The 21126-nt window shown below is 66.3% G+C and carries 21 protein-coding genes; 9 read left to right on the top strand and 12 right to left on the bottom strand.

Annotation, left to right across the window (positions count from 1 at the left end; translation table 11 throughout):
• Positions 1-11: 11 nt before the first annotated feature.
• The 5 genes from ccoO to ppa form a co-directional block, all read right to left on the bottom strand.
• Complete coding sequence (gene ccoO / locus WKW77_RS00165; protein WP_340354808.1) at positions 12-641, bottom strand: cytochrome-c oxidase, cbb3-type subunit II; 630 nt, start codon at positions 639-641, stop codon at positions 12-14.
• A 19-nt stretch (positions 642-660) separates the two neighbouring features.
• A complete protein-coding gene (ccoN, locus tag WKW77_RS00160; RefSeq protein ID WP_340354807.1) occupies positions 661-2100 on the bottom strand; it encodes a cytochrome-c oxidase, cbb3-type subunit I in 1440 nt (479 codons plus the stop codon).
• A 79-nt stretch (positions 2101-2179) separates the two neighbouring features.
• The gene (ccoS, locus tag WKW77_RS00155; RefSeq protein WP_093158343.1) at positions 2180-2317 is read right to left on the bottom strand and encodes a cbb3-type cytochrome oxidase assembly protein CcoS; all 138 of its coding nucleotides are present in this window, start codon (positions 2315-2317) and stop codon (positions 2180-2182) included.
• A 5-nt stretch (positions 2318-2322) separates the two neighbouring features.
• Positions 2323-4695, bottom strand: coding sequence for a heavy metal translocating P-type ATPase (locus tag WKW77_RS00150; protein WP_340354806.1), 2373 nt, complete (start codon positions 4693-4695; stop codon positions 2323-2325).
• Between the two features lie 130 nt (positions 4696-4825).
• Complete coding sequence (gene ppa, locus WKW77_RS00145; RefSeq protein WP_340354805.1) at positions 4826-5365, bottom strand: inorganic diphosphatase; 540 nt, start codon at positions 5363-5365, stop codon at positions 4826-4828.
• Positions 5366-5614: 249 nt separating this feature from the next.
• Between ppa and WKW77_RS00140 the strand changes: the two genes are divergently transcribed.
• A complete protein-coding gene (locus WKW77_RS00140; protein WP_340354804.1) occupies positions 5615-7810 on the top strand; it encodes a sodium-translocating pyrophosphatase in 2196 nt (731 codons plus the stop codon).
• A 64-nt stretch (positions 7811-7874) separates the two neighbouring features.
• Here the strand turns inward: WKW77_RS00140 and WKW77_RS00135 are convergent, their stop codons facing one another.
• The 4 genes from WKW77_RS00135 to WKW77_RS00120 all read right to left on the bottom strand — a co-directional run bounded on the left by WKW77_RS00135 (position 7875) and on the right by WKW77_RS00120 (position 10893).
• On the bottom strand, positions 7875-8435 hold the full coding sequence (locus tag WKW77_RS00135; protein ID WP_340354803.1) for a hypothetical protein: 561 nt from the start codon (positions 8433-8435) through the stop codon (positions 7875-7877).
• A gap of 227 nt (positions 8436-8662) precedes the next feature.
• Entirely contained in the window at positions 8663-8905 is a 243-nt protein-coding gene (locus WKW77_RS00130) for a hypothetical protein (RefSeq protein WP_340354802.1), read from the bottom strand.
• Positions 8898-9242 (bottom strand): hypothetical protein, encoded by a 345-nt coding sequence (locus WKW77_RS00125; RefSeq protein WP_340354801.1) that lies wholly within the window; start codon positions 9240-9242, stop codon positions 8898-8900. The genes WKW77_RS00130 and WKW77_RS00125 overlap by 8 nt, the downstream gene beginning before the upstream one ends.
• A 64-nt stretch (positions 9243-9306) precedes the next feature.
• Positions 9307-10893 (bottom strand): phospholipase D family protein, encoded by a 1587-nt coding sequence (locus WKW77_RS00120; RefSeq protein WP_340354800.1) that lies wholly within the window; start codon positions 10891-10893, stop codon positions 9307-9309.
• 91 nt (positions 10894-10984) lie between these two features.
• Between WKW77_RS00120 and WKW77_RS00115 the strand changes: the two genes are divergently transcribed.
• From WKW77_RS00115 to WKW77_RS00090, 6 genes are all read left to right on the top strand, one after another.
• On the top strand, positions 10985-11536 hold the full coding sequence (locus WKW77_RS00115) for a peroxiredoxin (protein WP_340355573.1): 552 nt from the start codon (positions 10985-10987) through the stop codon (positions 11534-11536).
• A 17-nt stretch (positions 11537-11553) separates the two neighbouring features.
• On the top strand, positions 11554-12987 hold the full coding sequence (locus WKW77_RS00110) for an aldehyde dehydrogenase family protein (protein ID WP_340354799.1): 1434 nt from the start codon (positions 11554-11556) through the stop codon (positions 12985-12987).
• Between the two features lie 80 nt (positions 12988-13067).
• Complete coding sequence (gene moaA, locus WKW77_RS00105) at positions 13068-14186, top strand: GTP 3',8-cyclase MoaA (protein WP_340354798.1); 1119 nt, start codon at positions 13068-13070, stop codon at positions 14184-14186.
• A complete protein-coding gene (mobA, locus tag WKW77_RS00100) occupies positions 14183-14833 on the top strand; it encodes a molybdenum cofactor guanylyltransferase MobA (protein ID WP_340354797.1) in 651 nt (216 codons plus the stop codon). Before moaA ends, mobA begins: the two co-directional genes overlap by 4 nt.
• 15 nt (positions 14834-14848) lie before the next feature.
• Positions 14849-16159: a molybdopterin molybdotransferase MoeA gene (moeA, locus tag WKW77_RS00095; protein WP_340354796.1), complete on the top strand. Its 1311-nt coding sequence runs from the start codon at positions 14849-14851 to the stop codon at positions 16157-16159.
• Positions 16160-16190: 31 nt separating this feature from the next.
• On the top strand, positions 16191-16670 hold the full coding sequence (locus WKW77_RS00090) for a cyclic nucleotide-binding domain-containing protein (RefSeq protein WP_340354795.1): 480 nt from the start codon (positions 16191-16193) through the stop codon (positions 16668-16670).
• Here the strand turns inward: WKW77_RS00090 and rnhA are convergent.
• Together rnhA and WKW77_RS00080 are read right to left on the bottom strand one after the other, a co-directional pair.
• Positions 16667-17116 carry a ribonuclease HI gene (gene rnhA / locus WKW77_RS00085; protein WP_340354794.1) on the bottom strand — a complete coding sequence of 150 codons (450 nt, stop codon included), beginning with the start codon at positions 17114-17116 and terminating at the stop codon, positions 16667-16669. The genes WKW77_RS00090 and rnhA overlap by 4 nt on opposite strands.
• Positions 17113-17931 (bottom strand): class I SAM-dependent methyltransferase, encoded by an 819-nt coding sequence (locus WKW77_RS00080; RefSeq protein WP_340354793.1) that lies wholly within the window; start codon positions 17929-17931, stop codon positions 17113-17115. The genes rnhA and WKW77_RS00080 overlap by 4 nt, the downstream gene beginning before the upstream one ends.
• On the opposite strand from WKW77_RS00080, the gene gloB reads away from it, so the two are divergent.
• Together gloB and WKW77_RS00070 are read left to right on the top strand one after the other, a co-directional pair.
• Positions 17930-18727 (top strand): hydroxyacylglutathione hydrolase, encoded by a 798-nt coding sequence (gene gloB / locus WKW77_RS00075; RefSeq protein WP_340354792.1) that lies wholly within the window; start codon positions 17930-17932, stop codon positions 18725-18727. The two genes, WKW77_RS00080 and gloB, sit on opposite strands and share 2 nt — an antisense overlap.
• The gene (locus WKW77_RS00070; protein ID WP_340354791.1) at positions 18724-20277 is read left to right on the top strand and encodes a transglycosylase SLT domain-containing protein; all 1554 of its coding nucleotides are present in this window, start codon (positions 18724-18726) and stop codon (positions 20275-20277) included. The genes gloB and WKW77_RS00070 overlap by 4 nt, the downstream gene beginning before the upstream one ends.
• Positions 20278-20292: 15 nt before the next feature.
• Here the strand turns inward: WKW77_RS00070 and WKW77_RS00065 are convergent, their stop codons facing one another.
• Positions 20293-21126 (bottom strand): ABC transporter permease, encoded by an 834-nt coding sequence (locus tag WKW77_RS00065; RefSeq protein ID WP_340354790.1) that lies wholly within the window; start codon positions 21124-21126, stop codon positions 20293-20295.

Genomic DNA, 21126 nt, shown 5'->3' with positions numbered 1-21126 from the left:
CGTGTGCTCCTTCACTTGAGCGCAAGGCCCAGCGATTGCAGATACGCCACCAGCGCATCCAACTCCGTCTTGCCCTTGACCTCGCCCGGCGCGGCGGCGATCTGCTCGTCGGTGAACGGCACACCCACGCGGCGCAGCGCGCGCATGTGGTCCGCGGCCTCGGACGGCGTGACCTGCGTCTTGTCGAGCCACGGGTACGCGGGCATGTTCGATTCGGGCACCACGTCGCGCGGGTTGTTCAGGTGGATGCGGTGCCACTCATCGCTGTAGCGGCCGCCCACGCGATGCAGGTCCGGGCCGGTGCGCTTGCTACCCCACTGGAAGGGATGGTCGTACACGAATTCGCCCGCCACCGAGTAGTGGCCGTAGCGCAGCGTCTCCGCGCGGAACGGACGGATCATCTGCGAATGGCAGTTGTAGCAACCCTCGCGCACGTATACGTCTCGGCCGAGCACCTGCAGTGCGGTAGGCGGCGCGAGGCCGGTGATCGGCTCCGTGGTCGACTTCTGGAAGAAGAGCGGCACGATCTCGACCAGGCCGCCGACGGCGACGACCAGCAGGATCAGCACGATCATCAGGAAGTTGTTGGTCTCGATCTTCTGATGCGAGAAGGTGGAGGGTTCGGGGGTGCGGGAGCTCATTGTTGTTTCCTCGATTCCTTCAGGCATGGGCCGCGGCAGGCACGGGGATGCGCGCCCGCACCGAGTGGCCGGCGCCGATCGTCATGACGACGTTCCACGCCATCACCAGCATGCCGGCGAGATACAGGAGGCCGCCGATCAGGCGCACCACGTAGTACGGATAGGTGGCCTTCACGCCTTCGACGAAGGTGTAGGTGAGCGTGCCGTCGGGGTTGATCGAGCGCCACATCAGCCCCTGCATCACGCCGGCGATCCACATCGCGGCGATGTAGAGCACGATGCCCACGGTCGACATCCAGAAGTGCAGCTCGATCGCCTTCATGCTGTACATCTCGGTGCGGTTGTACAGGCGCGGGATCAGGTAGTAGAGAGAGCCCATCGTGATGAGGCCGACCCAACCGAGCGCGCCGGCATGCACGTGGCCGATGGTCCACTCGGTGTAGTGCGACAGCGCGTTCACCGTCTTCACCGACATCATCGGGCCCTCGAAGGTCGCCATGCCGTAGAAGGACAGCGCCACGATCAGGAAGCGGATGATCGGGTCGGTGCGCAGCTTGTGCCATGCACCCGAGAGCGTCATGATCCCGTTGATCATCCCGCCCCAGCTCGGCGCCAGCAGGATCAGCGAGAACACCATGCCGATGGACTGCGTCCAGTCGGGCAGTGCGGTGTAGTGCAGATGGTGCGGACCCGCCCACATGTAGGTGAAGATCAGTGCCCAGAAGTGCACGATCGACAGCCGGTACGAATACACCGGCCGGCCCGCCTGCTTGGGGATGTAGTAGTACATCATCCCGAGGAAGCCCGCGGTGAGGAAGAAGCCCACTGCGTTGTGACCGTACCACCACTGCACCATCGCGTCCTGCACGCCCGCATAGGCCGAGTAGCTCTTCATCCAGCCCGCAGGAACGGCGGCGCTGTTGACGATGTGCAGCAAGGCCACCGCGATGATGAACGCACCGTAGAACCAGTTGGCCACGTAGATGTGCTTGACCTTGCGGATGCCGATCGTGCCGAAGAACACGATTGCATAGGCCACCCACACCGCCGCGATCAGGATGTCGATCGGCCATTCGAGTTCGGCGTATTCCTTGCCGCTGGTGTAGCCCAGCGGCAGGCTGATGGCGGCGGCCACGATCACGGCCTGCCAGCCCCAGAACACGAAGGAAGCCAGTGCCGGTGCGAAGAGGCGGACCTGGCAGGTGCGCTGCACCACGTGGAAGCTCGTCGCCATCAGCGCGCATCCACCGAACGCGAAGATCACCGCATTGGTGTGCAGCGGACGCAGCCGGCCGTAGCTGAGCCACGGGATGCCGAAGTTGAGCTCGGGCCACGCCAGCTGCGAGGCGATGACCACGCCGACGAGCATGCCCACGACGCCCCAGACCACCGACATGATGGCGAACTGCCGCACCGCGGTGTCGCTGTAGACCGCTGCGGGAGGATTCGGAGATTGCATCGTCGGACCTCTGTTCTTGAAACTCTTGTGGAACTCATCCGAGTTTCCAAGTGGCCCGCCAGAGCGGGATTGATGCAGATCAATCGTTGCGCAGAATGCGCTCGCCCTCGTGGTCGACGTTGTCGAACTGACCACAGTGCACCGCCCACCAGAGCCCGCCGAGGATCATCAGCACGAGCACCACGGAGAACGGGATGAGGAGAAAGAGAATGTCCATGGGGATCAGGCGCCGGGCTGAAGCGCGGCATTCGCGCCATTCGCGCCATTCGCGGGATGCGCGACGTGCGCGAGCCGCGCCGCGTTGAGCACCACGAACAGCGAACTGGCCGCCATGCCGAGCCCCGCGAGCCAAGGCGGCAGCCAACCCGCCAGTGCCAGCGGCACGCACAGCGCGTTGTAGCCGCCAGCCCACCAGAGGTTCTGCCGAACCACCCGCAAGGTGCGCTTCGCCTGGGCGATCGTCTGCACGATGGCCGAAAGCTCGCCGCCCATGACGATGAAATCCGCGCGTGCCTGGGTCAGCGGCACCGCATCCCCGAATGCGAAGGAGGCATCCGCCTGCGCGATCACCGGGCCGTCGTTGAGGCCGTCGCCGACCATCACGACGCGATGCCCCTGCGCCTGCCGTTGCCGCAGGACGCGAAGCTTCTCTTCCGGGAGGCATTCGCCGCTCGCGTTACGGATGCCGGCTCGCTGCGCAACTTCCTTGGCCGCCGCATCGCGATCGCCGGAAAGAAGCTGTACCGACAGTCCCTGCCGCTCCAACTCGGCCACGACCGATGCAGCGTCGGCACGCAAGTCCTCGGCCAGCACGAAGCTCGCGATCCAGCCCTCCTCGTCCGCCAGATGAACCTGCGCCGCGGCCGACTGCAGGGGTTCGACACCGCAGAAGGCCGCTGCTCCCAAACGAACGGCCCGCACCTTGCCGCCTGCCTCGCACCGGCGACGCAGGCGGCCGGCGATTCCTTCGCCGGCGTGCTCCTTCGCTTCGACCAGATCCCATGACGGTGGTGAACGGAACTGCCCATTCCACGCATTCACCAACGCGCGAGAGGCGGGATGCAGCGACTGCGCAGCCAACGCGGCGGCGAGTTCGACCGCATCGCCGGGCCGCAGGCCCTTGCGGCAATAGACGCGCTCCAGGCGCGGCACCTCGCGCGTGAGCGTGCCGGTCTTGTCGAACACCACGGTGTCGACCGAAGCCAGCGTCTCGAGCGCCTGCAGGTTGTGCACCATCACACCGTGCCGGGCGAGCGAGCCGGCACTCGCGAGCATTGCTGCCGGCGTCGCCAGCGACAGCGCACACGGACAGGTGACGATCAACACCGAGACCGCCACCATCAGCGCCTTGCCTGAATCGATGTGCCACCACAATGCCGCCGCCAGCGCCGCAGCCACGAGGACCGCGAACAGGAAAGGCCGCGCGGCCCGATCGGCCAGTTGCGCAAGCCGCGGCTTCTGCAGCGAGGCGCTTTCCATCAGCGCGACGATCTGCGCGAAGCGCGTGCCCTGCCCGATCGATTCGATCCGCACCCGCACCGCGGACGCGATGTTGTGGCTGCCCGCCAGCACGCGATCCCCGCAAAGCCGCGGCACGGGGCGCGACTCGCCGGTCAACAATGCCTCGTCGGCGCTCGTGTCGCCTGCGATCACGACACCATCCGCAGGGAAAGCCTCTCCCGGCAGCACACGGATCACGTCGCCCACGGCCAGACGGCGAACCGAAACACGCGTGAAGACGCCACCCTCGCCGAGACGCTCGACGCTGTCCGGCAGCCGGTTCATCAACGCTTCGAGCGCGCCGGCGGTGCGGTCGCGCAGCCGCGTCTCCAGCCAGCGGCCGGTGAGCAGGAAGAAAACGAACATCGTGAGCGAATCGAAGTACACCTCGTGGCCGAGCGCGCCCCCGGCGTCGAAGGTCGCGGAGGTACTCACGATGAAGGCGATCGCGATGCCCAGCGACACCGGGAGGTCCATGCCGATGCGGCGCGCGCGCAGATCGCGCCAGGCACTGCGGAAGAACGGACCGCAGGAAAACAGCATCACGGGCAGCGTGAGCACCCAGGAAGCCCATCGCAGCAACTGCGCCGCATCGGCCGACATGTCGCCGGGCTGCGCGATGTACGCGGGGTAGGCGTACATCATGACCTGCATCATGCAGAAGCCCGCGACGAGCCAGCGCCAGAGCGCCAGCCGGGCTTCGCGGGAACGTCTGCCGCGCGCCGACATGTCGCCCGCCGGCACCAACGCGTAGCCGGCGGCGGCCGAGGCCTCGAACCAGCGCGATGGCTTGACGACGGCGGAAGACCAGACGATGCGTGCTCGATGGCTGGCGGCATTCACTTCCACGCACTCGACACCGGGAACGCGACCCACGGCCTCTTCCACCGAGAGCGCGCACGCGGCGCAATGCATGCCTTCGACCACCACCTGCGATTCCCAACGGCCGTCCGCCCCGTCGCCTTCGACCGGTCGGCCGAACATCGGCCACTCGGCCGGATCGTCGAGCAGCAACCAGTCCGGCTGCGTCGCCGCCTCTTCGGGGCGATGTGGGAACGAGCGCGCGGCCGGGCCGTGCGTGAGCGCAGCTTGCATGGGGCAAGGCTAGCCACCTCGATGCACGACGGCTTTGATCCAGGTCAAGTCCGCAGGCGGCCCCAAAAGAAAAAGCGCCTCGCGGCACATACCGCGAGGCGCTCTTCACGAAAACGTCCGGTGCCGAAACTTACTTCGATTCTTCTTTCTTGTAGTTCGCGATGCCGTCCGTGATTTCCTTCTTCGCGGCATCGATGCCTTCCCAGCCGAGCACCTTGACCCACTTGCCGGCTTCAAGGTCCTTGTAGTGCTCGAAGAAGTGCGTGATGGCCTTCAGGCGCATCGGGTTGACGTCCTCGACCTTCTTCCAGTGGCTGTAGATGGGCAGCACCTTGTCGGTCGGCACGGCGAGCACCTTGCCGTCGACGCCTGCTTCGTCTTCCATCATCAGGATGCCGAGCGGACGGCATGGCACCACGACGCCAGGCACCAGCGCATAGGGAGTGATGACCAGCACGTCGACCGGATCGCCGTCGCCCGACAGCGTCTGCGGCACGTAGCCGTAGTTCGTCGGGTAATGCATGGCGGTGGTCATGAAGCGGTCGACGAAGATCGCGCCCGATTCCTTGTCGACTTCGTACTTGATCGGATCGGCGTTCATCGGAATCTCGATGACGACGTTGAAGGCTTCGGGAGCGTTTTTGCCGGGGGAAACTTTGCCGAGGGACATGGTCTGGCTTCGTAGTTTGAAAGTGTTAGTGGGATGCGGACAAACCCGAAGTTTACTTTCCATGTCACGGACCGGTCGCACAGAACCGTGGATTTGCCTGTAAATTGGCCTCGTTGGCCAATCGTTCCCAGCCGTCAAGGCACCGGGCCTCGAGGAAGCAACGCGACGGAAGCACTGACCCGTACGCGTTGCGCACAGGGTCCGGCCTACGTCTCCACCAAGTTTGACGAACTACTGGAGAAGCAACGCATGACTGGCAACACCCCACTCGTCCTCGCCATCGTCTGCGGCCTCGTGGCCGTAGCCTATGGCTTCTGGGCACGCAGTTGGATCCTCTCGAAAGACGCGGGCAACGCACGAATGCAGGAGATCGCCGCGGCGATCCAGACCGGCGCGGCGGCCTATCTCGCAAAGCAGTACCGCACCATCGCGATCGTCGGTGTGGTGCTCGCGATACTCATCGGTATCTTCCTCGACGGGACCACGGCCGTGGGCTTCGTGGTCGGCGCAGTGCTCTCGGGCGCCTGCGGGTTCATCGGCATGAATGTGTCGGTTCGCGCCAATGTGCGCACGGCGCAGGCCGCCACGCAGGGCATCAGCCCCGCGCTCGACGTCGCGTTCCGCGGCGGGGCGATCACCGGCATGCTGGTGGTCGGCCTGGGCCTGCTGGGTGTCACGGCCTTCTACTGGTTCCTCGCGGGCAACGGCGTGCTGACGCCGGACAGGAAGCTTTCCGCGGTCCTCAATCCGCTGATCGGCTTCGCCTTCGGCTCATCGCTCATCTCGATCTTCGCGCGGCTCGGCGGCGGCATCTTCACCAAGGGCGCCGACGTGGGCGCGGACCTCGTCGGCAAGGTGGAAGCCGGCATCCCCGAGGACGATCCGCGCAACCCCGCCGTGATCGCCGACAACGTGGGCGACAACGTCGGCGACTGCGCCGGCATGGCCGCCGACCTGTTCGAGACCTACGCGGTGACGCTGATCGCGACCATGGTGCTCGGTGCGCTGATGGTCGCCTCGGCGCCGGTCAACGCGGTGATGTACCCGCTCGCGCTCGGCGCCGTATCGATCATCGCGTCGATCATCGGCTGCTTCTTCGTGAAGGCGAAGCCGGGCATGGTCAATGTGATGCCGGCGCTCTACAAGGGCCTCGCGGTGGCGGGCATCCTGTCGCTGATCGCGTTCTGGTTCGTGACCGCATGGCTGATTCCGGACAACGCGATCGCGGCGACCGGCAGCCAGCTCAAGCTCTTCGGCGCGTGCTTCGTGGGTCTTGCGCTCACCGCGGCGCTGGTGTGGATCACCGAGTTCTACACCGGCACGCAATACTCGCCGGTGCGTCACATCGCGCAGGCATCTACGACGGGTCACGGCACGAACATCATCGCGGGCCTCGGCGTGTCGATGCGCTCGACCGCATGGCCGGTGATCTTCGTGTGCATCGCGATCATCGTGTCGTACACGCTCGCGGGCCTCTATGGCATCGCAGTCGCCGCCACCTCGATGCTGAGCATGGCCGGCATCGTGGTCGCACTCGACGCCTACGGCCCGATCACCGACAACGCCGGCGGCATCGCAGAGATGTCGGAACTGCCGGCGTCGGTGCGCGACATCACCGATCCGCTCGATGCGGTGGGCAACACCACCAAGGCCGTGACCAAGGGCTACGCGATCGGCTCGGCGGGCCTGGCCTCGCTGGTGCTCTTCGCGGATTACACGCACAAGCTCGAAAGCTTCGGGCAGGAAATCAGCTTCAACCTGAGCGATCCGATGGTGATCGTGGGCCTCTTCATCGGCGGCCTGATCCCCTACCTCTTCGGCGCGATGGCGATGGAAGCCGTCGGCCGCGCAGCGGGTTCGGTGGTGGAGGAAGTGCGCCGCCAGTTCCGCGAGATCAAGGGGATCATGGAAGGCACCGGCAAGCCCGAATACGGCCGCGCCGTGAGCATGCTGACGGGTGCCGCAATCAAGGAAATGATGATCCCTTCGCTGCTGCCGGTGGTGGTGCCGATCCTGGTCGGCCTGCTGCTCGGGCCGAAGGCGCTCGGCGGTCTGCTGATGGGCACTATCGTCACCGGCCTCTTCGTCGCGATCTCGATGTGCACGGGCGGCGGTGCATGGGACAACGCCAAGAAGTACATCGAGGACGGCCATCACGGCGGCAAGGGCTCGGAGGCGCACAAGGCGGCGGTGACCGGCGACACGGTCGGCGACCCGTACAAGGACACGGCAGGCCCGGCGGTGAATCCGCTGATCAAGATCATCAACATCGTGGCGCTGCTCATCGTGCCGCTGGTGGTGAAGTTCCACGCCGGCGATGTCGGTGCCCATGCGGCGCCTGCACCGGCACCAGTGACCGCGCCGGCAGCGTCTGGCGCACCCCAGGCCGCGGCGCCCGCATCGGCGGCGCCCGTGGCCGCCGCAGACGGCAGCGCATCGAAGTGAAGGTGCGATAGAAAGAAAAAAGTCCCGCACCGGCCGGTGCGGGACTTCGTGGAAACGAGTGCGATCAGTTCAGGCTGATGGTGCGCGAAGGCTCGCTGCGCAGCGGCACACCTTGCAGGGTATCGAAGTCCGACGATGCCTCGGGCGGACGCATCTGCATTTCCTCGAGTTCGTGCAGGGACTGCACCCAGCGGCCCGCCGCCGATTCCGCCGGCTCGTCGTTGGTGAAGATGCCGTCGCGGATGTAGAAGATTTCCCCGTCCGGGCGTTCCATGTGCAGTTCGAGCAGGCGTGCGATCGGGAAGGTGTAGGTCACCAGCTTTTCCTTCGTCTTGCGGTCCTTCGCGCCGCAATTGAAGTAGCCCTCCGACGCGATGACGATGCACGAGCCGTCGACTTGGCTGTCGATGTCGCTTCCGTAGCGCCACACCGCCGAGGGCAGGCGCACCCGGACCTTGTCGATCACCAGATCGCGCTGCTTGTTGAGCGAATTGAGGGGCGGCACCAGCGAACGCAGTTGCCTCAGCCGTTCCGCGAAGTTGTCGTCCATCACGAACTCGACGTGATGCGTCGATCCGCCGGATCGCTTGACGACTTGCATGATGACGTGGCGTTGTCGGCTCACTGGGCCCGTCCTTTCGCATTCAATCGAAACAGACCCACGGCCTCGCCGGCCTTCGATTTCATCGGGATCATTGAATCGATCATCAATTAGAACTTTGGTATTGATGCAATTCACATCAATTGTTTCTAACTGTAGATTGATTTTTCCCGATTTGATAGGCGGTATGAAGTACTAAATTCAGCGCGCTGAATTGGCCCATTCGTGAAACAAATCACGGGCCCAGGCGTTCAGCCCCCGCCGTTGGCCACCAGCTCGTCGAGCGCCTTGCAGGACGGTGCGCACACCGTTTGGGCCTTGCCCAGGAGCTGCCGCGTACGCAATTGCGAGCGAACGCGATGCTTGCCGCACATGAAGCACGACATCGTCGCTCCGCTGAACGAGGCGGAAGCGCGGAACGGCGAACCCGGTGCCTTCGCCTTGTAGCGCAGCCCGTCGGCCAGCACGGTCGTCTTGACGTCGGCCTTACTCATGCGCGGTCTCCGGGCCACGGCGCATGGCGCGCTCGATCGCACTCCTGGCCGCCAGTTCCGCGGTCAGCGATGCATCCAGCCCCGAGCGGCATAGCCCGGCGTGCTGGTAGTTCATGTTCTCGTACACCTCGGCCGCAGCCGGATAGGCATCCAGCAACTGACCCAACTGCACGCCGGGTTCCACATCGCGGAACTCGTCGACCAGGTGCATCACGACCGAACGGTATTGCTCGGCGCCGACGGGAACGGGGCTGTGCTCGAGCCGCTCGAGGAGCTGGGCCAGGACGTGCGTCACCGCCAGATCGGCCTTGTGAGCAGGGGTGTTGGTAGCGTTCATGCGAAGCATGTGGGGCGCCACCGGAGGATTGCAAGGGGGAGGGAGCGACAGGAGCATCCCGGGATTACAACAGCATTTCCGGGATGATCGGCGCCACGAGGGTGTTGTAGAAGCGCTGGAAAAACCCCGCTTCCGGCTCCGAGGTCAGGATCATTTCCTTTTCCCCATCCGTCGTCAGCCATTGCAATGCGCCGGTTTCGCCGTCCAGCCGCAGTCGATAGGAATTCTGCAATTTGCTGATGTTGATGACGCGCAGCATTTCTCGCGCGAGTTGCGGACTGTCGACGACGACGCCCATCTCCGTGTTCTGCGTGGCCGAGCGCGGATCGAGGTTCATCGAGCCGACGAAGATGCGTTCCTTGTCGATCGCCGCCGTCTTCGCATGCAGCCGGCCCAGCGAATTGCCGAACATGCCCAGGCGCTTGTTGGCGGTGGTGCGTTCCGGGCTGAGCTCGTAGAGATCCGCGCCGCTGCGCAACAGCCGCTCGCGGTAGCGCGCATAGCCGGTGTGGACCAGCGGTTCGTCGTTGGCCGCCAGCGAGTTGGTCAGGAGCGTCAGCTTGACCTTGCGCCGCATCAGGTCGTCGAAGGCCGCCATGCCTTTCTCGCCCGGCACCAGATAGGGCGAGGTCAGGTCGACCTCGGACTTCGCATCGAGCAGCAGTCCCCAGACCTTCATCGTCACGCTGGTCGCGAGCGCCTCATCGGGCGTCATGTACTTCGGCTTGCTCGGCGGATCGGCAATGGCATGGGCCTCACCCCACAGCAGGCCCATGCGGCCGGCATCGAGTTCCTCGGCGATCGGGCCGTAACCCAGCACGTCGACCGGCGGGATTTCCAGCCTGGGCGGGGGCGCGGCCATCCCGATCCAGTCGTCGAACTCCCGTGCGGTGGGTTTGCGCCCGCCCTCTCCCGTCACGATGTCCCCGATCGGCCAGACCTGCTCGGCGTTCCAGAAGGCATCGAAGACCGCCTCCAGTTCAGCCACCACCTTGCCGACCACGAGCGCGTCCATGTCGATGAAGTTCTGCGCCTGGCTCAAGACGAAATATTCGTCCGCGATGTTGCGTCCGCCGACCACCGCGGCGACCCCGTCGGCGATGAACAGCTTGTTGTGCATGCGGTGGTTGAGCCGCGGGATGTCCTGCGGTGATGCCGCGAAGCGCGACACGATCCCGCCCCGGCCGCAGCAGAAGGGATTGAAAAGTCGCACCTCCACGTTCGGCGTCTGCGCGAACGCCAGCAGCGGCTGCTGGCTCTTGCTCGTGTAGAGGTCGTCAACCAGCACCCGGACTTTCACGCCGCGCGCACCGGCCTCGCGCAGCGCGCGCATCAGCAGGCGCCCGGTGGCGTCGTTCTCGAACTGGTAGTACTGCACCACGAGCGAGCGCTGTGCGCGCTGCGCCAGCTGGATGCGGGCATCGAGCGAATAGACACCCAGCGGCATCAGGCGGAAGCCGGAGTGCTCGCCGGGCGGCGTGGAGGCCGCAACGATCTTCGCGAGCGGGGTCGACGGATCCGGCGCGGCGGCGCGTTCATCGGGCCGCTCTGGCATCCTCGGCAGCGCGCCGCAGGCGGTGAGCACGGCGATCACCGCGGACAAGCTCACGATGCCCAGAAAACGGGCGAAAGCGAAAGCCTTGGACGTCATGTTCAGTCCCTCTTTTCTTCAGGTCGGCTGCCGACGGCATCAGCCCCTCGGTCCTAGAATTCGGAACGCCTTCCTTCGGGGTTACATGATGATGCTCCACACTCCCGTGCGCGCCGCGCTTTTTGCTCTGGTCGCTGCCGTGGCGCCGACGGCCTTCGCCGCGCTCGACATCGGCGATGCCGTCCCGAAGTTCACCGCGACCGCGGCGCTGGGCGGCAAAGTCTTCAGCTACTCGCTCGCGGAGGCGCTCGCCAAAGGACCGGTGGTGGTGTATTTCTTTCCGGCGGCGGACACTGCCGACTGCTCGATCGAGGCGCACGCGTTCGCCGAAGCCATCGACCAGTTCGCCGCCCTCGGCGCCACGGTGATCGGCATCTCGGCCGACGACATCGACACGCTCGCCAAGTTCTCGGTCAAGTCCTGCCAGAGCCGCTTCCCGGTGGCGTCCGACCTGTCCAAGACGGTCATCCAGGGCTTCGACGCGGTGATGCAGACCCGGCCGGATTTCGCAAACCGGCTCTCGTACGTGGTCACCCCCAACGGCCGCGTTGCGTACTACTACCAGAACCTCAATCCCGACAAGCACGTCGAGCGCATGCTCAATGCGCTGCGCGCCCTGCCCCGGGCGACCGCGGCGCGGTGAGCGCTAAGATTTCTCCCATGCAACTCAACTACATCGGCAACGAGAGCGTTGCTTCCTCTTCCGGCCGCACGCTGCCGGTGATCGACCCCTCCGACGGTCAGACCTTCGACGAACTGCAGCGTAGCAACGCGGCAGATATCGACGCCGCCGTTCAGGCTGCACGCCATTGTTTCGAGACGAGCTGGCAGAAGGTCAGCGCCGCCGAGCGCGGACGCCTGCTCTACAAGCTCTCGCAGAAGATCGCGGCCCACACCGACGAGCTCGCGCTCATCGAGCAGCGCGACTGCGGCAAGCCCGTCAAGCAGGCCCGAGCCGATGCATTGGCGCTGGTGCGCTACTTCGAGTTCTACGCCGGCGCCTGCGACAAGCTGCACGGCGAAACCATCCCCTACCAGGACGGCTACAGCGTGCTGACGTGGCGCGAGCCGCATGGCGTGACCGGCCACATCGTGCCCTGGAACTACCCGATGCAGATCTTCGGGCGCAGCGTCGGCGGCGCCCTGGCGGCCGGCAACGTCTGCGTGGTCAAGCCGTCGGAAGACGCCTGCCTGTCGCTGATCCGCGTGGCGCAGCTGGCGGCCGAGGTCGGCTTTCCGCCCGGCGCCATCAACATCGTGACCGGCTACGGCCACGAAGTCGGCGACGCGCTGGCGCGGCACGAAGGCATCGACCACATCAGCTTCACCGGCAGCCCGTCGGTGGGCACGCTCATCCAGCAGGTGGCCGCCGAGCGGCATTGCCCTGTCACGCTCGAACTCGGCGGCAAGAGCCCGCAGATCATCTTCGCCGATGCCGACCTGAACGCGGCCATCCCGGTGCTGATCAACGCGATCGTGCAGAACGCGGGCCAGACCTGTTCGGCGGGCTCGCGCGTGCTGATCCAGCGTGACATCTACGAGCCGCTGCTCGAACGCCTCGGGCACGCCTTCGAAGCACTGCGCGTGGGCCCGGCGGCCATGGACCTCGACGTCGGTCCCCTGATCCGCCAGACGCAGCAGCAGCGCGTGTGGGATTTCCTGTCGGATGCCCAGGTCGCCGGCATCCCGATGGTCGGCCAAGGCACCGTGGTCGACGAGGCGCCCCAAAGTGGCTTCTATCAGGCGCCGACCCTGCTGCGCGACGTGCCGGTCGATCATCGGCTCGCGCAGGAGGAAGTCTTCGGCCCGGTGCTCGCCGCGATGCGCTTCCATGACGAAGACGAAGCCGTAGCGCTCGCCAACGCCACGCGTTTCGGCCTGGTCGCCGGCATCTGGACCGAGAACGGCTCGCGCCAACTTCGCATGGCCAAGCGCGTGAAGAGCGGCCAGGTGTTCATCAACAACTACGGCGCCGGCGGCGGTGTCGAATTGCCCTTCGGCGGCGTCAAGTCCTCCGGCTACGGGCGCGAAAAGGGCTTCGAGGCGCTCTACGGATTCACGACGCTCAAGACCGTCGCGATCCGGCACGGGTGAATCCGCGCCGCCTCTTCGCCTCAGGGTCAAGCGGTCTCGGCATGTCGCCGCGCGAGGGGATGGGTTAAATTGCCTCCCCCATGAGCCAGCATGTCATCCCCGTTTCCGATATTGGCCGCGCCCGGCCCGCGGCGGCGATGGCCGACGTCGGGGTGCCGGCCACCGGCGTGCTGCTCGATCGCCTTCAACGGCCGCTGACCGACCTGCGCATCAGCGTCACCGACCGGTGCAACTTCCGCTGCAGCTACTGCATGCCGAAGGAAGTCTTCGACAAGGACTACCAGTACCTTCCGCACAGCGCACTGCTGAGCTTCGAGGAAATCACGCGGCTCGCGCGCCTCTTCGCCGCGCACGGCGTGCACAAGATCCGGCTCACCGGCGGCGAGCCGCTGCTTCGCAAGAATCTCGAAGTGCTGATCGAGCAGCTCGCCGCATTGCGCACGCCGGAGGGCCAGCCGCTCGACCTCACGCTGACGACCAACGGCTCGCTGCTCGCCCGCAAGGCCCAGGCGCTCAAGGCGGCCGGGCTGCGGCGCGTCACGGTCAGCCTCGACGGCCTCGACGACCTCACCTTCCGCAGCATGAACGACGTGGACTTCCCGGTCGCGGAAGTCCTGGCCGGCATCGACGCTGCCAAGGCCGCGGGACTGGGCCCGATCAAGGTCAACATGGTCGTCAAGCGCGGCACCAACGAGCAGGAGATCCTGCCGATGGCCCGCCACTTCCGCGGCACCGGCGCGGTGTTGCGCTTCATCGAGTACATGGACGTCGGCGCCACCAACGGCTGGCGCATGGACGAGGTGCTGCCTTCGGCTGAAGTCGTGCGCCGCATCGCGGAGGAATTTCCTCTCACGCCCCTCGAAGCGACCGCACCGGGCGAAACCGCCCAGCGCTGGGCCTACCAGGACGGCGGCGGCGAAATCGGCGTGATCAGCAGCGTCACGCAGGCTTTCTGCCGCGACTGCAGTCGCGCGCGCCTGTCGACCGAAGGCAAGCTCTACCTGTGCCTCTTCGCGAATGCGGGCCATGACCTGCGCCCGCTCCTGCGCGGCGGGTCCAGCGACGAACAGATCACCTCGGCGATCGGCCACATCTGGCAAGGCCGGGCCGATCGCTATTCCGAACTCCGCGCCCTGCGCGCACCCGACACCGACGGCGCTGCGCCGCGGCGGGTCGAAATGAGCTACATCGGCGGATGACCACCCCACCAGCCATCACCACCGGCGACATCACCGGCCTCGTGCTCGCGGGCGGCCGCGGCACCCGCATGGGCGGGGTCGACAAGGGCCTGCAGAACTTCAACGGCACCGCGCTCGCCATGCATGCCGTCATGCGGCTCGGCATGCAGGTCGGCGAGTTGATGATCAACGCCAACCGGAATCTCTCGGCCTACGAGTCGTTCGGCGTGCCGGTCTGGCCCGACGGGCTGGCCGACTATGCAGGGCCGCTCGCAGGGTTCCTTACCGGGCTCGAGCATTGCGAGACGCCCTACCTCCTGACCGTGCCGTGCGACACGCCGCTCTTTCCGCTCGATCTGGCAAGCCGCCTCTCTGAGGCACTGGTTGCGAACGATGCGGAAATCGCCATGGTGTCAGCGCCCGAGCCCTCGGAAGACCCCGGGGGCGCCACCGCCCTGCGCGCGCAGCCCGTGTTCTGCCTGCTGAACGCCACCCTGCTCGAAAGCCTCGTGCGCTTCACCCAGGCCGGCGGCCGGAAGATCGACAAATGGACGGCCGAGCATCGCACGGTGCTGGTGCCCTTCGACCAGCCCGGTGACGCGCCGGATGCATTCTTCAATGCCAACACGCTGGCCGAGCTGCACTCGCTCGAATCCCAGCGCAACTGATCTCCTGCTGCCTCCATGAGCCGTATCGCAGATATCGCCGCCGCACTGGCGGGCTACGACCCGAAGGCCCTGGGCGTCGATGCGGTACAGGCCTTCCTCGCGCAGCTGGCCGAGCCGGCCGTCCTCACGCAGGCCGAGCGCATTGCCTTGCGCGATGCCCTCGGCCGGGTGCTGGCAGAGGACATCGTCTCGCCCGTCAGCGTGCCGCCGCACGACAACTCGGCGATGGACGGCTTCGCCTTCGACGGCCGCCTGCTGGAGGGGCTCGCGAACGACGCGACGGTCGAACTGCGCGTCGTCGGCACGGCACTGGCCGGCGCGGCGTGGCGCGGCAACGTGGGCGCCGGCGACGCGGTGAAGATCATGACCGGCGCCGTGATGCCCGCCGGCCTCGACACCGTCATCCCCCAGGAGTTCTGTTCGGTCGAGGGCGAGAGCGTCCGCTTCCCCGCCAAGGCGCTGCGCCGGGGCGACAACCGGCGCCTGGCCGGCGAGGACCTGATGCAGGGCAAGCCTGCGCTGCGGCGCGGCGAGATCATTTCCCCCGCCGCGCTCGGCATGGTCGCGAGCCTGGGCCTGCCGATGGTGCCGGTGCTGCGGCGCCTGCGCGTGGCCTACTTCTCGACCGGCGACGAAATCCTGAGCCTCGGCGAGCTGCCGCGCGAAGGCGCGGTGTACGACAGCAACCGCTACACCGTCTTCGGGCTGCTGACGCGGCTCGGCTGCGAGGTGATCGACCTCGGCCTCGTGCGCGACGATCCGGCCGCCCTCGAATCGGCGCTCCGCCGCGCCGCGAGCGAAGCCGACGCGATCATCACCAGCGGCGGCGTCAGCGTCGGTGAGGCCGATCACACACGAGCCGTGATGCAGCGCCTGGGCGACATGGCGTTCTGGCGCGTGGCGATGCGGCCGGGCCGGCCGATGGCGGTCGGCCTGATCCCGACGGAGAGGCCGGATCGCGGCCCCGCCGTGCTCTTCGGGCTGCCCGGCAATCCGGTCGCGGTCATGGTCACCTTCCTGGCCTTCGTGCGGCCCGCACTTCTTCGCATGATGGGCTGCAACGATGCCTGCGCCGCCCCACCGCCGCTGCTTCGCGCGCGGAGCGTAGGCGCCATCCGCAAGAAGCCCGGGCGCACCGAATACCAGCGCGGCCACGTCCAGCCGGTGGCCGGGTCATTGCCCGAAGTGCGCATCGCGGGCAACCAGGGCTCGGGCGTCCTGAGCTCGATGGTCGAAGCCAACGGCCTCGTCGTTCTGCATCACGACCAGGGCAGCGTGGCAGACGGCGACCCCGTCGATGTCATGATGTTCGACGGCGTGATCTAGCGTCAGCTTTCCAACCGGCAAGGAGCTGTGCATGGCATCAAGAATCGAGCTGATCCAGCAGATGCCCATCTTCGGCGCCATCGGTGGTGAAACCATCGAATTCCTGCTCGGCGAAGCACCCGTGAGCCATGTACGGCGCGGCGACTTCTTCTTCCACGAGAACGACACGCCCACCTGCATGTTCGTGCTGGAGAGCGGCCATGTCACGGTCTCGAAGAGCTGGCAGGACCACGAGCTGCTCATCCGGCGCCTGGGCCCGGGCGACTGCTTTGGCGAGATGGCCCTGCTCGACCTCTGCCCCCGCAGCGCCACGGTACGGGCCGACGAGGACTGCAGGGCGATCGAATTGACCTCCGACAACCTCTACCGGCTGTTCGAGCACGACGTCGAGCAGTTCGCGCTGATCCAGATGAACATCGCCCGCGAGATGAGCCGCCGCCTGCGCGTCACCGACGACCTGCTGTTCCGCGCTCAAATGGGCGAGGCGCTGGAAGCGCCGGAACGCCTCTAGATGCGTCCGAGCGCGCGCTCGACGCCCTTGTTCGCCAGTGCGTCCGCGCGCTCGTTGCCCGGATCGCCCGAGTGCCCCTTGACCCAGCGCCATTCGATCTGGTGGCCGCCTTCCGATACCAGCTTGTCCAGCTGTTGCCAGAGCTCCACGTTCTTGACCGCCTGCTTGGTCGAGGTGCGCCAGCCCTTGGCCTTCCAGCCGCGGATCCACTCGGTGATGCCCATGCGCACGTACTGGCTGTCGAGATAGAGGACGACCTTGCACGGCCGCTTCAGCGCCGCGAGCCCCTCGATGACCGCCTGGAGCTCCATGCGGTTGTTGGTGGTGTTGAGTTCGCCGCCGAACAATTCCTTTTCGGTCGCTCCCGATTTCAGCCATGCGCCCCAGCCGCCGGGGCCGGGATTGCCCTTGCAGGCGCCATCGGTGTAGATCTGTACTTCGTTCAAGAACCTTTTCCTTGTTTCTTTCGATGAGGTGAGCGGCGGACGTGGTCGCGATGGTCGCGGTGCTCGCGATGCACCCTTCCTGCGATCGGCACCGGCGCGCTGGCCCTTGCCGCTGCGCGTCGCCAGTCGGCGCTCAAAAGCCGCATGCCGCGAACCCGCTTGACCGCCACCAGGAAATACACCGCGCCGAAAATCGGCCACCAGCGCTCCCCGGCGGAATCGAACCAGTGGCAGCGCTCGAGCCAGGCCTCGCTGCGGACCGCCGGCCGATAGATACCGAAGCGGCCCGATTCGACCTCGAAGCTCAGCAGCCGCAGCCAGTCGCGCATCCGCCGATAGCCGATGAACTCGCCGGCATCCGGCAGGAAGAGTTCGCCGAACCCCAGCCGCTGGTAGATGCGTGCCCGCCGCTGCCGCATGCCCCAGAGGCTCGCCGGATTCAGTCCGCAGATCACGACCCGTCCTTCAGGCACCAGCACCCGTTCTACCTCCCGCAGCGTCGCGTGCGGGTCCGGACTCAGTTCGAGCGTGTGCGGCAGCACGACGAGATCGAGGCTGTTGGCCGGAAACGGCAGCGCCGAGAAGTCGGTGACAAGCGAACTGCGCGGCGCCATGTCCGACTCGGAAAGCGCCAGCCAGCGATGCGGCATGCGGTTGGCGCGCAGTGCCTGCACCTCGGGCAGCCCGAGCTGGAGCGCGTGGTAGCCAAAGACGTCCGCCACGGCCTGGTCGAACTGATCCTGCTCCCAGTCCAGCAGGTAGCGCCCTGGAGGGGTCTCGAACCAATCGTGCAAACCTATAATTTGACCGCTCATGACCCTCGTTCCGCTGCCCGCTTTTGCCGACAACTACATCTGGATGCTGCAGGACGGACGCAACGCGATCGTGGTCGACCCAGGGGATGCCGGGCCAGTGTTCGAAGCACTCCGGCACGACAATCTGCAGTTGGCCGCGATTCTAGTCACGCACCATCACGCCGATCACACCGGCGGTGTCGACGCGTTGCGCGAAGCCACCGGCGCACCGGTGTTCGGCCCTGCGCGCGAACGCATTCCGCAGCCCTACACCCCGCTCGTCGCAGGCGATCACGCCGAGGTGCTGGGCCTTCGCTTCGAAGTGATCGAGGTTCCGGGGCACACCGCCGGACACATCGCCTACTTCCTGCCGGCCGACGCACGCAACGCATCGGCGGGCGACATCGCTCCGCTGGTCTTTTGTGGTGACACTTTGTTTTCAGGCGGCTGCGGCCGGCTTTTCGAGGGCACACCCGCGCAGATGCTTGCATCGCTCGATGCACTGTCCACGCTGCCGGGCGACACCCGCGTGTGCTGCGCCCACGAATACACACTTGCTAACCTGAGATTCGCCCATGCCGTGGAACCCGGCAACGCCGATCTCGCTCAGTACACGGCGCAATGCGAAGCCTTGCGTGCGCGCGATGAACCGACGCTGCCGTCGCAGCTCGCGACCGAGCGCCGTGTCAACCCTTTTCTTCGCAGCCGCGAATCCTCCGTCCGCCTGGCAGTCCAGGCCCAGGCCGGCCTGTCGACACAGGCCGCCGAAGCCGAGGTGTTCGCTGCGCTGCGCCAATGGAAGAACAATTTTCGATGAGACTCATCGTTGCCGCCTGCCTCGCGGGCTCCCTGTTTCTCGCGGGCTGCGCCACCGGTACGGGTCCTTCGTCCTCTGCATCGGGCACTGCCGCCGCGCCCGTCTATCCGGACGGGGCACTCAAGCCGATCACCTCCGGCCAGACGAAATCGCGCGCCGTCGTCACGCTCGCGCCGCCCACCGACATGTGGGACCGCATCCGCCGCGGCTTCAAGATGCCCGACCTCGACAACGACCTCGTGCATGACCGCGAGCAGTGGTATGCGAGCCGGCCCGACTACATGCAGCGCATGACCGCGCGCTCCAGCCGCTATATCTTCCATATCGTCGAGGAACTCGAGCGCCGCGACATGCCGACCGAGATCGCGCTGCTGCCGTTCGTCGAAAGCGCCTTCAACCCGCAGGCGGTGTCCAGCGCCCGAGCGGCTGGCATGTGGCAGTTCATGCCCGCCACCGGCACCGACTACGACCTCAAGCAGAACATCTTCCGCGACGATCGTCGCGACGTGGTCGCCTCCACGCGCGCGGCGCTCGACTACCTGCAGAAGCTCTACGGCATGTTCGGCGACTGGCATCTCGCGCTCGCCGCCTACAACTGGGGCGAAGGCAATGTGAGCCGCGCCATCGCGAAGAACCAGCGGGCCGGACTGCCCACCGGCTACACCGACCTGTCGATGCCCGCCGAAACACGCATGTACGTGCCGAAGCTGCAGGCGGTGAAGAACATCGTGGCCAGCCCGGATCGCTTCAACACCGACCTGCCTCTGATCGCGAACCACCCGTACTTCCAGACCGTCGAGCTCAAGCGCGACCTCGACGTCGACCTTGCGGCGAAGCTGGCGGACGTCAAGATCGAGGACTTCCGCGCGCTCAATCCGTCCGCCCACAAGCCTGTGCTGCTGGCCGCGGGCACGCCGGAGATCCTGCTGCCGTGGGACAACGCGGCAGTTTTCCAGCGCAACTTCGAGGCCTATTCGCAAGGCCAGTACGCGAGTTGGACCGCATGGACCGTGCCCAGCACCATGACGGTCGCGGACGCGGCCCAGCGCTCGGGCATGAGCGAAGCCGATCTGCGCGCGATCAACAGCGTGCCGCCGCGGATGCTGATCAAGGCCGGCTCGACGCTGATCGTGCCGCGCACCGCGCGCATGCAGGAAGACGTCGATGCGGCCGTCGCCGACAGCGGCCACCTGAGCTTCCAGCCCGAGATCGTCACGCGCCGCACCGTCATCAAGGCGGGCAAGCGGGACAGCGTCGCGAGCATTGCCCAGCGCTATCGCCTGAGCCCGGCCAGCGTGGCCGAATGGAATGACGTGAAGACCAACCACGCATTCCCCAAGGGCTACGACGTGGTTGTCTACCTGCCGGTGAAAGCGGCCCCTGCCACCCGCGTCGGCGCCGGACTCGCGCACCTGACGGGCGGCAAGACGCTCAAGGCCAACAGCGTGATTTCGAGGGAGCCGAAGGCTTCCAAGGTGACGAAGAAGCCAGCCGAGAAGCAGGTCGTGCGCGAGCCGCGCGGCGGAACGCCTTCCAAGAAGAAGCGCTGATCGGGCAGCACGCGGTCAGAGCTTTTCCGTTTCGCCGCTGCGCGGCTGCCATTTCATCAGCCGCCGTTCCAGCACACCGACGATGCCGTCGAGCACCAGCGCAAAGCCGGTCAGCACCACGATGCCGGCGAACACCGTGTTGACATCGAAGGTGCCTTCGGCCTGCAGGATGAGGTAGCCCACCCCGCGCGCGGAGCCCAGGTACTCGCCGACGACCGCGCCCACGAATGCGAGGCCGACCGAGGTGTGCAGGCTCGAGAACACCCAGCTCGTCGCACTCGGCAGGTACACCGTGCGCAGAAGCTGGCGCTGGTTCGCGCCCAGCATGCGCGCATTGGCGAGCACGACCGGACTCACCTCCCTCACGCCCTGGTAGACGTTGAAGAACACGATGAAGAACACCAGCGTGACCGCCAGCGCCACCTTGCTCCAGATCCCGAGGCCGAACCACAGCGCGAAGATCGGCGCGAGGATGACGCGCGGCATCGAGTTCGCCGCCTTGATGTAGGGATCGAAGACGAGGCTCGCGGTCGGCGCCAGAGCGAGCCACAGGCCGAAGGCCAGCCCCAGCACCGTGCCGATGACGAAGGCCAGCACCGTTTCGAGCAGCGTCACGCCGAGGTGCAGGTAGACATCCGCGTTGCCCGGCAGCCCTTCGGGAAACAAGGGGTTCGGAGGGATCGCGACCGGCATGAACCAGCTCCAGATCCGGCCCGCGACCTTGATCGGTTCGCCGACGAAGAACGCGAATTGTTCGTTGCGCGACGAGAGATGCCACACCACCAGCAGGAGCAGCAGCAGCAAGACCTGCCAGAAGCGCGCATTGCTTTCGTTGGGCCGAAGGCTCAT

Origin of the sequence: Variovorax ureilyticus, assembly GCF_037889935.1 — a bacterium.
GTDB lineage: Bacteria > Pseudomonadota > Gammaproteobacteria > Burkholderiales > Burkholderiaceae_C > Variovorax > Variovorax ureilyticus.
This window is presented reverse-complemented; position numbering and strand designations above follow the sequence as displayed.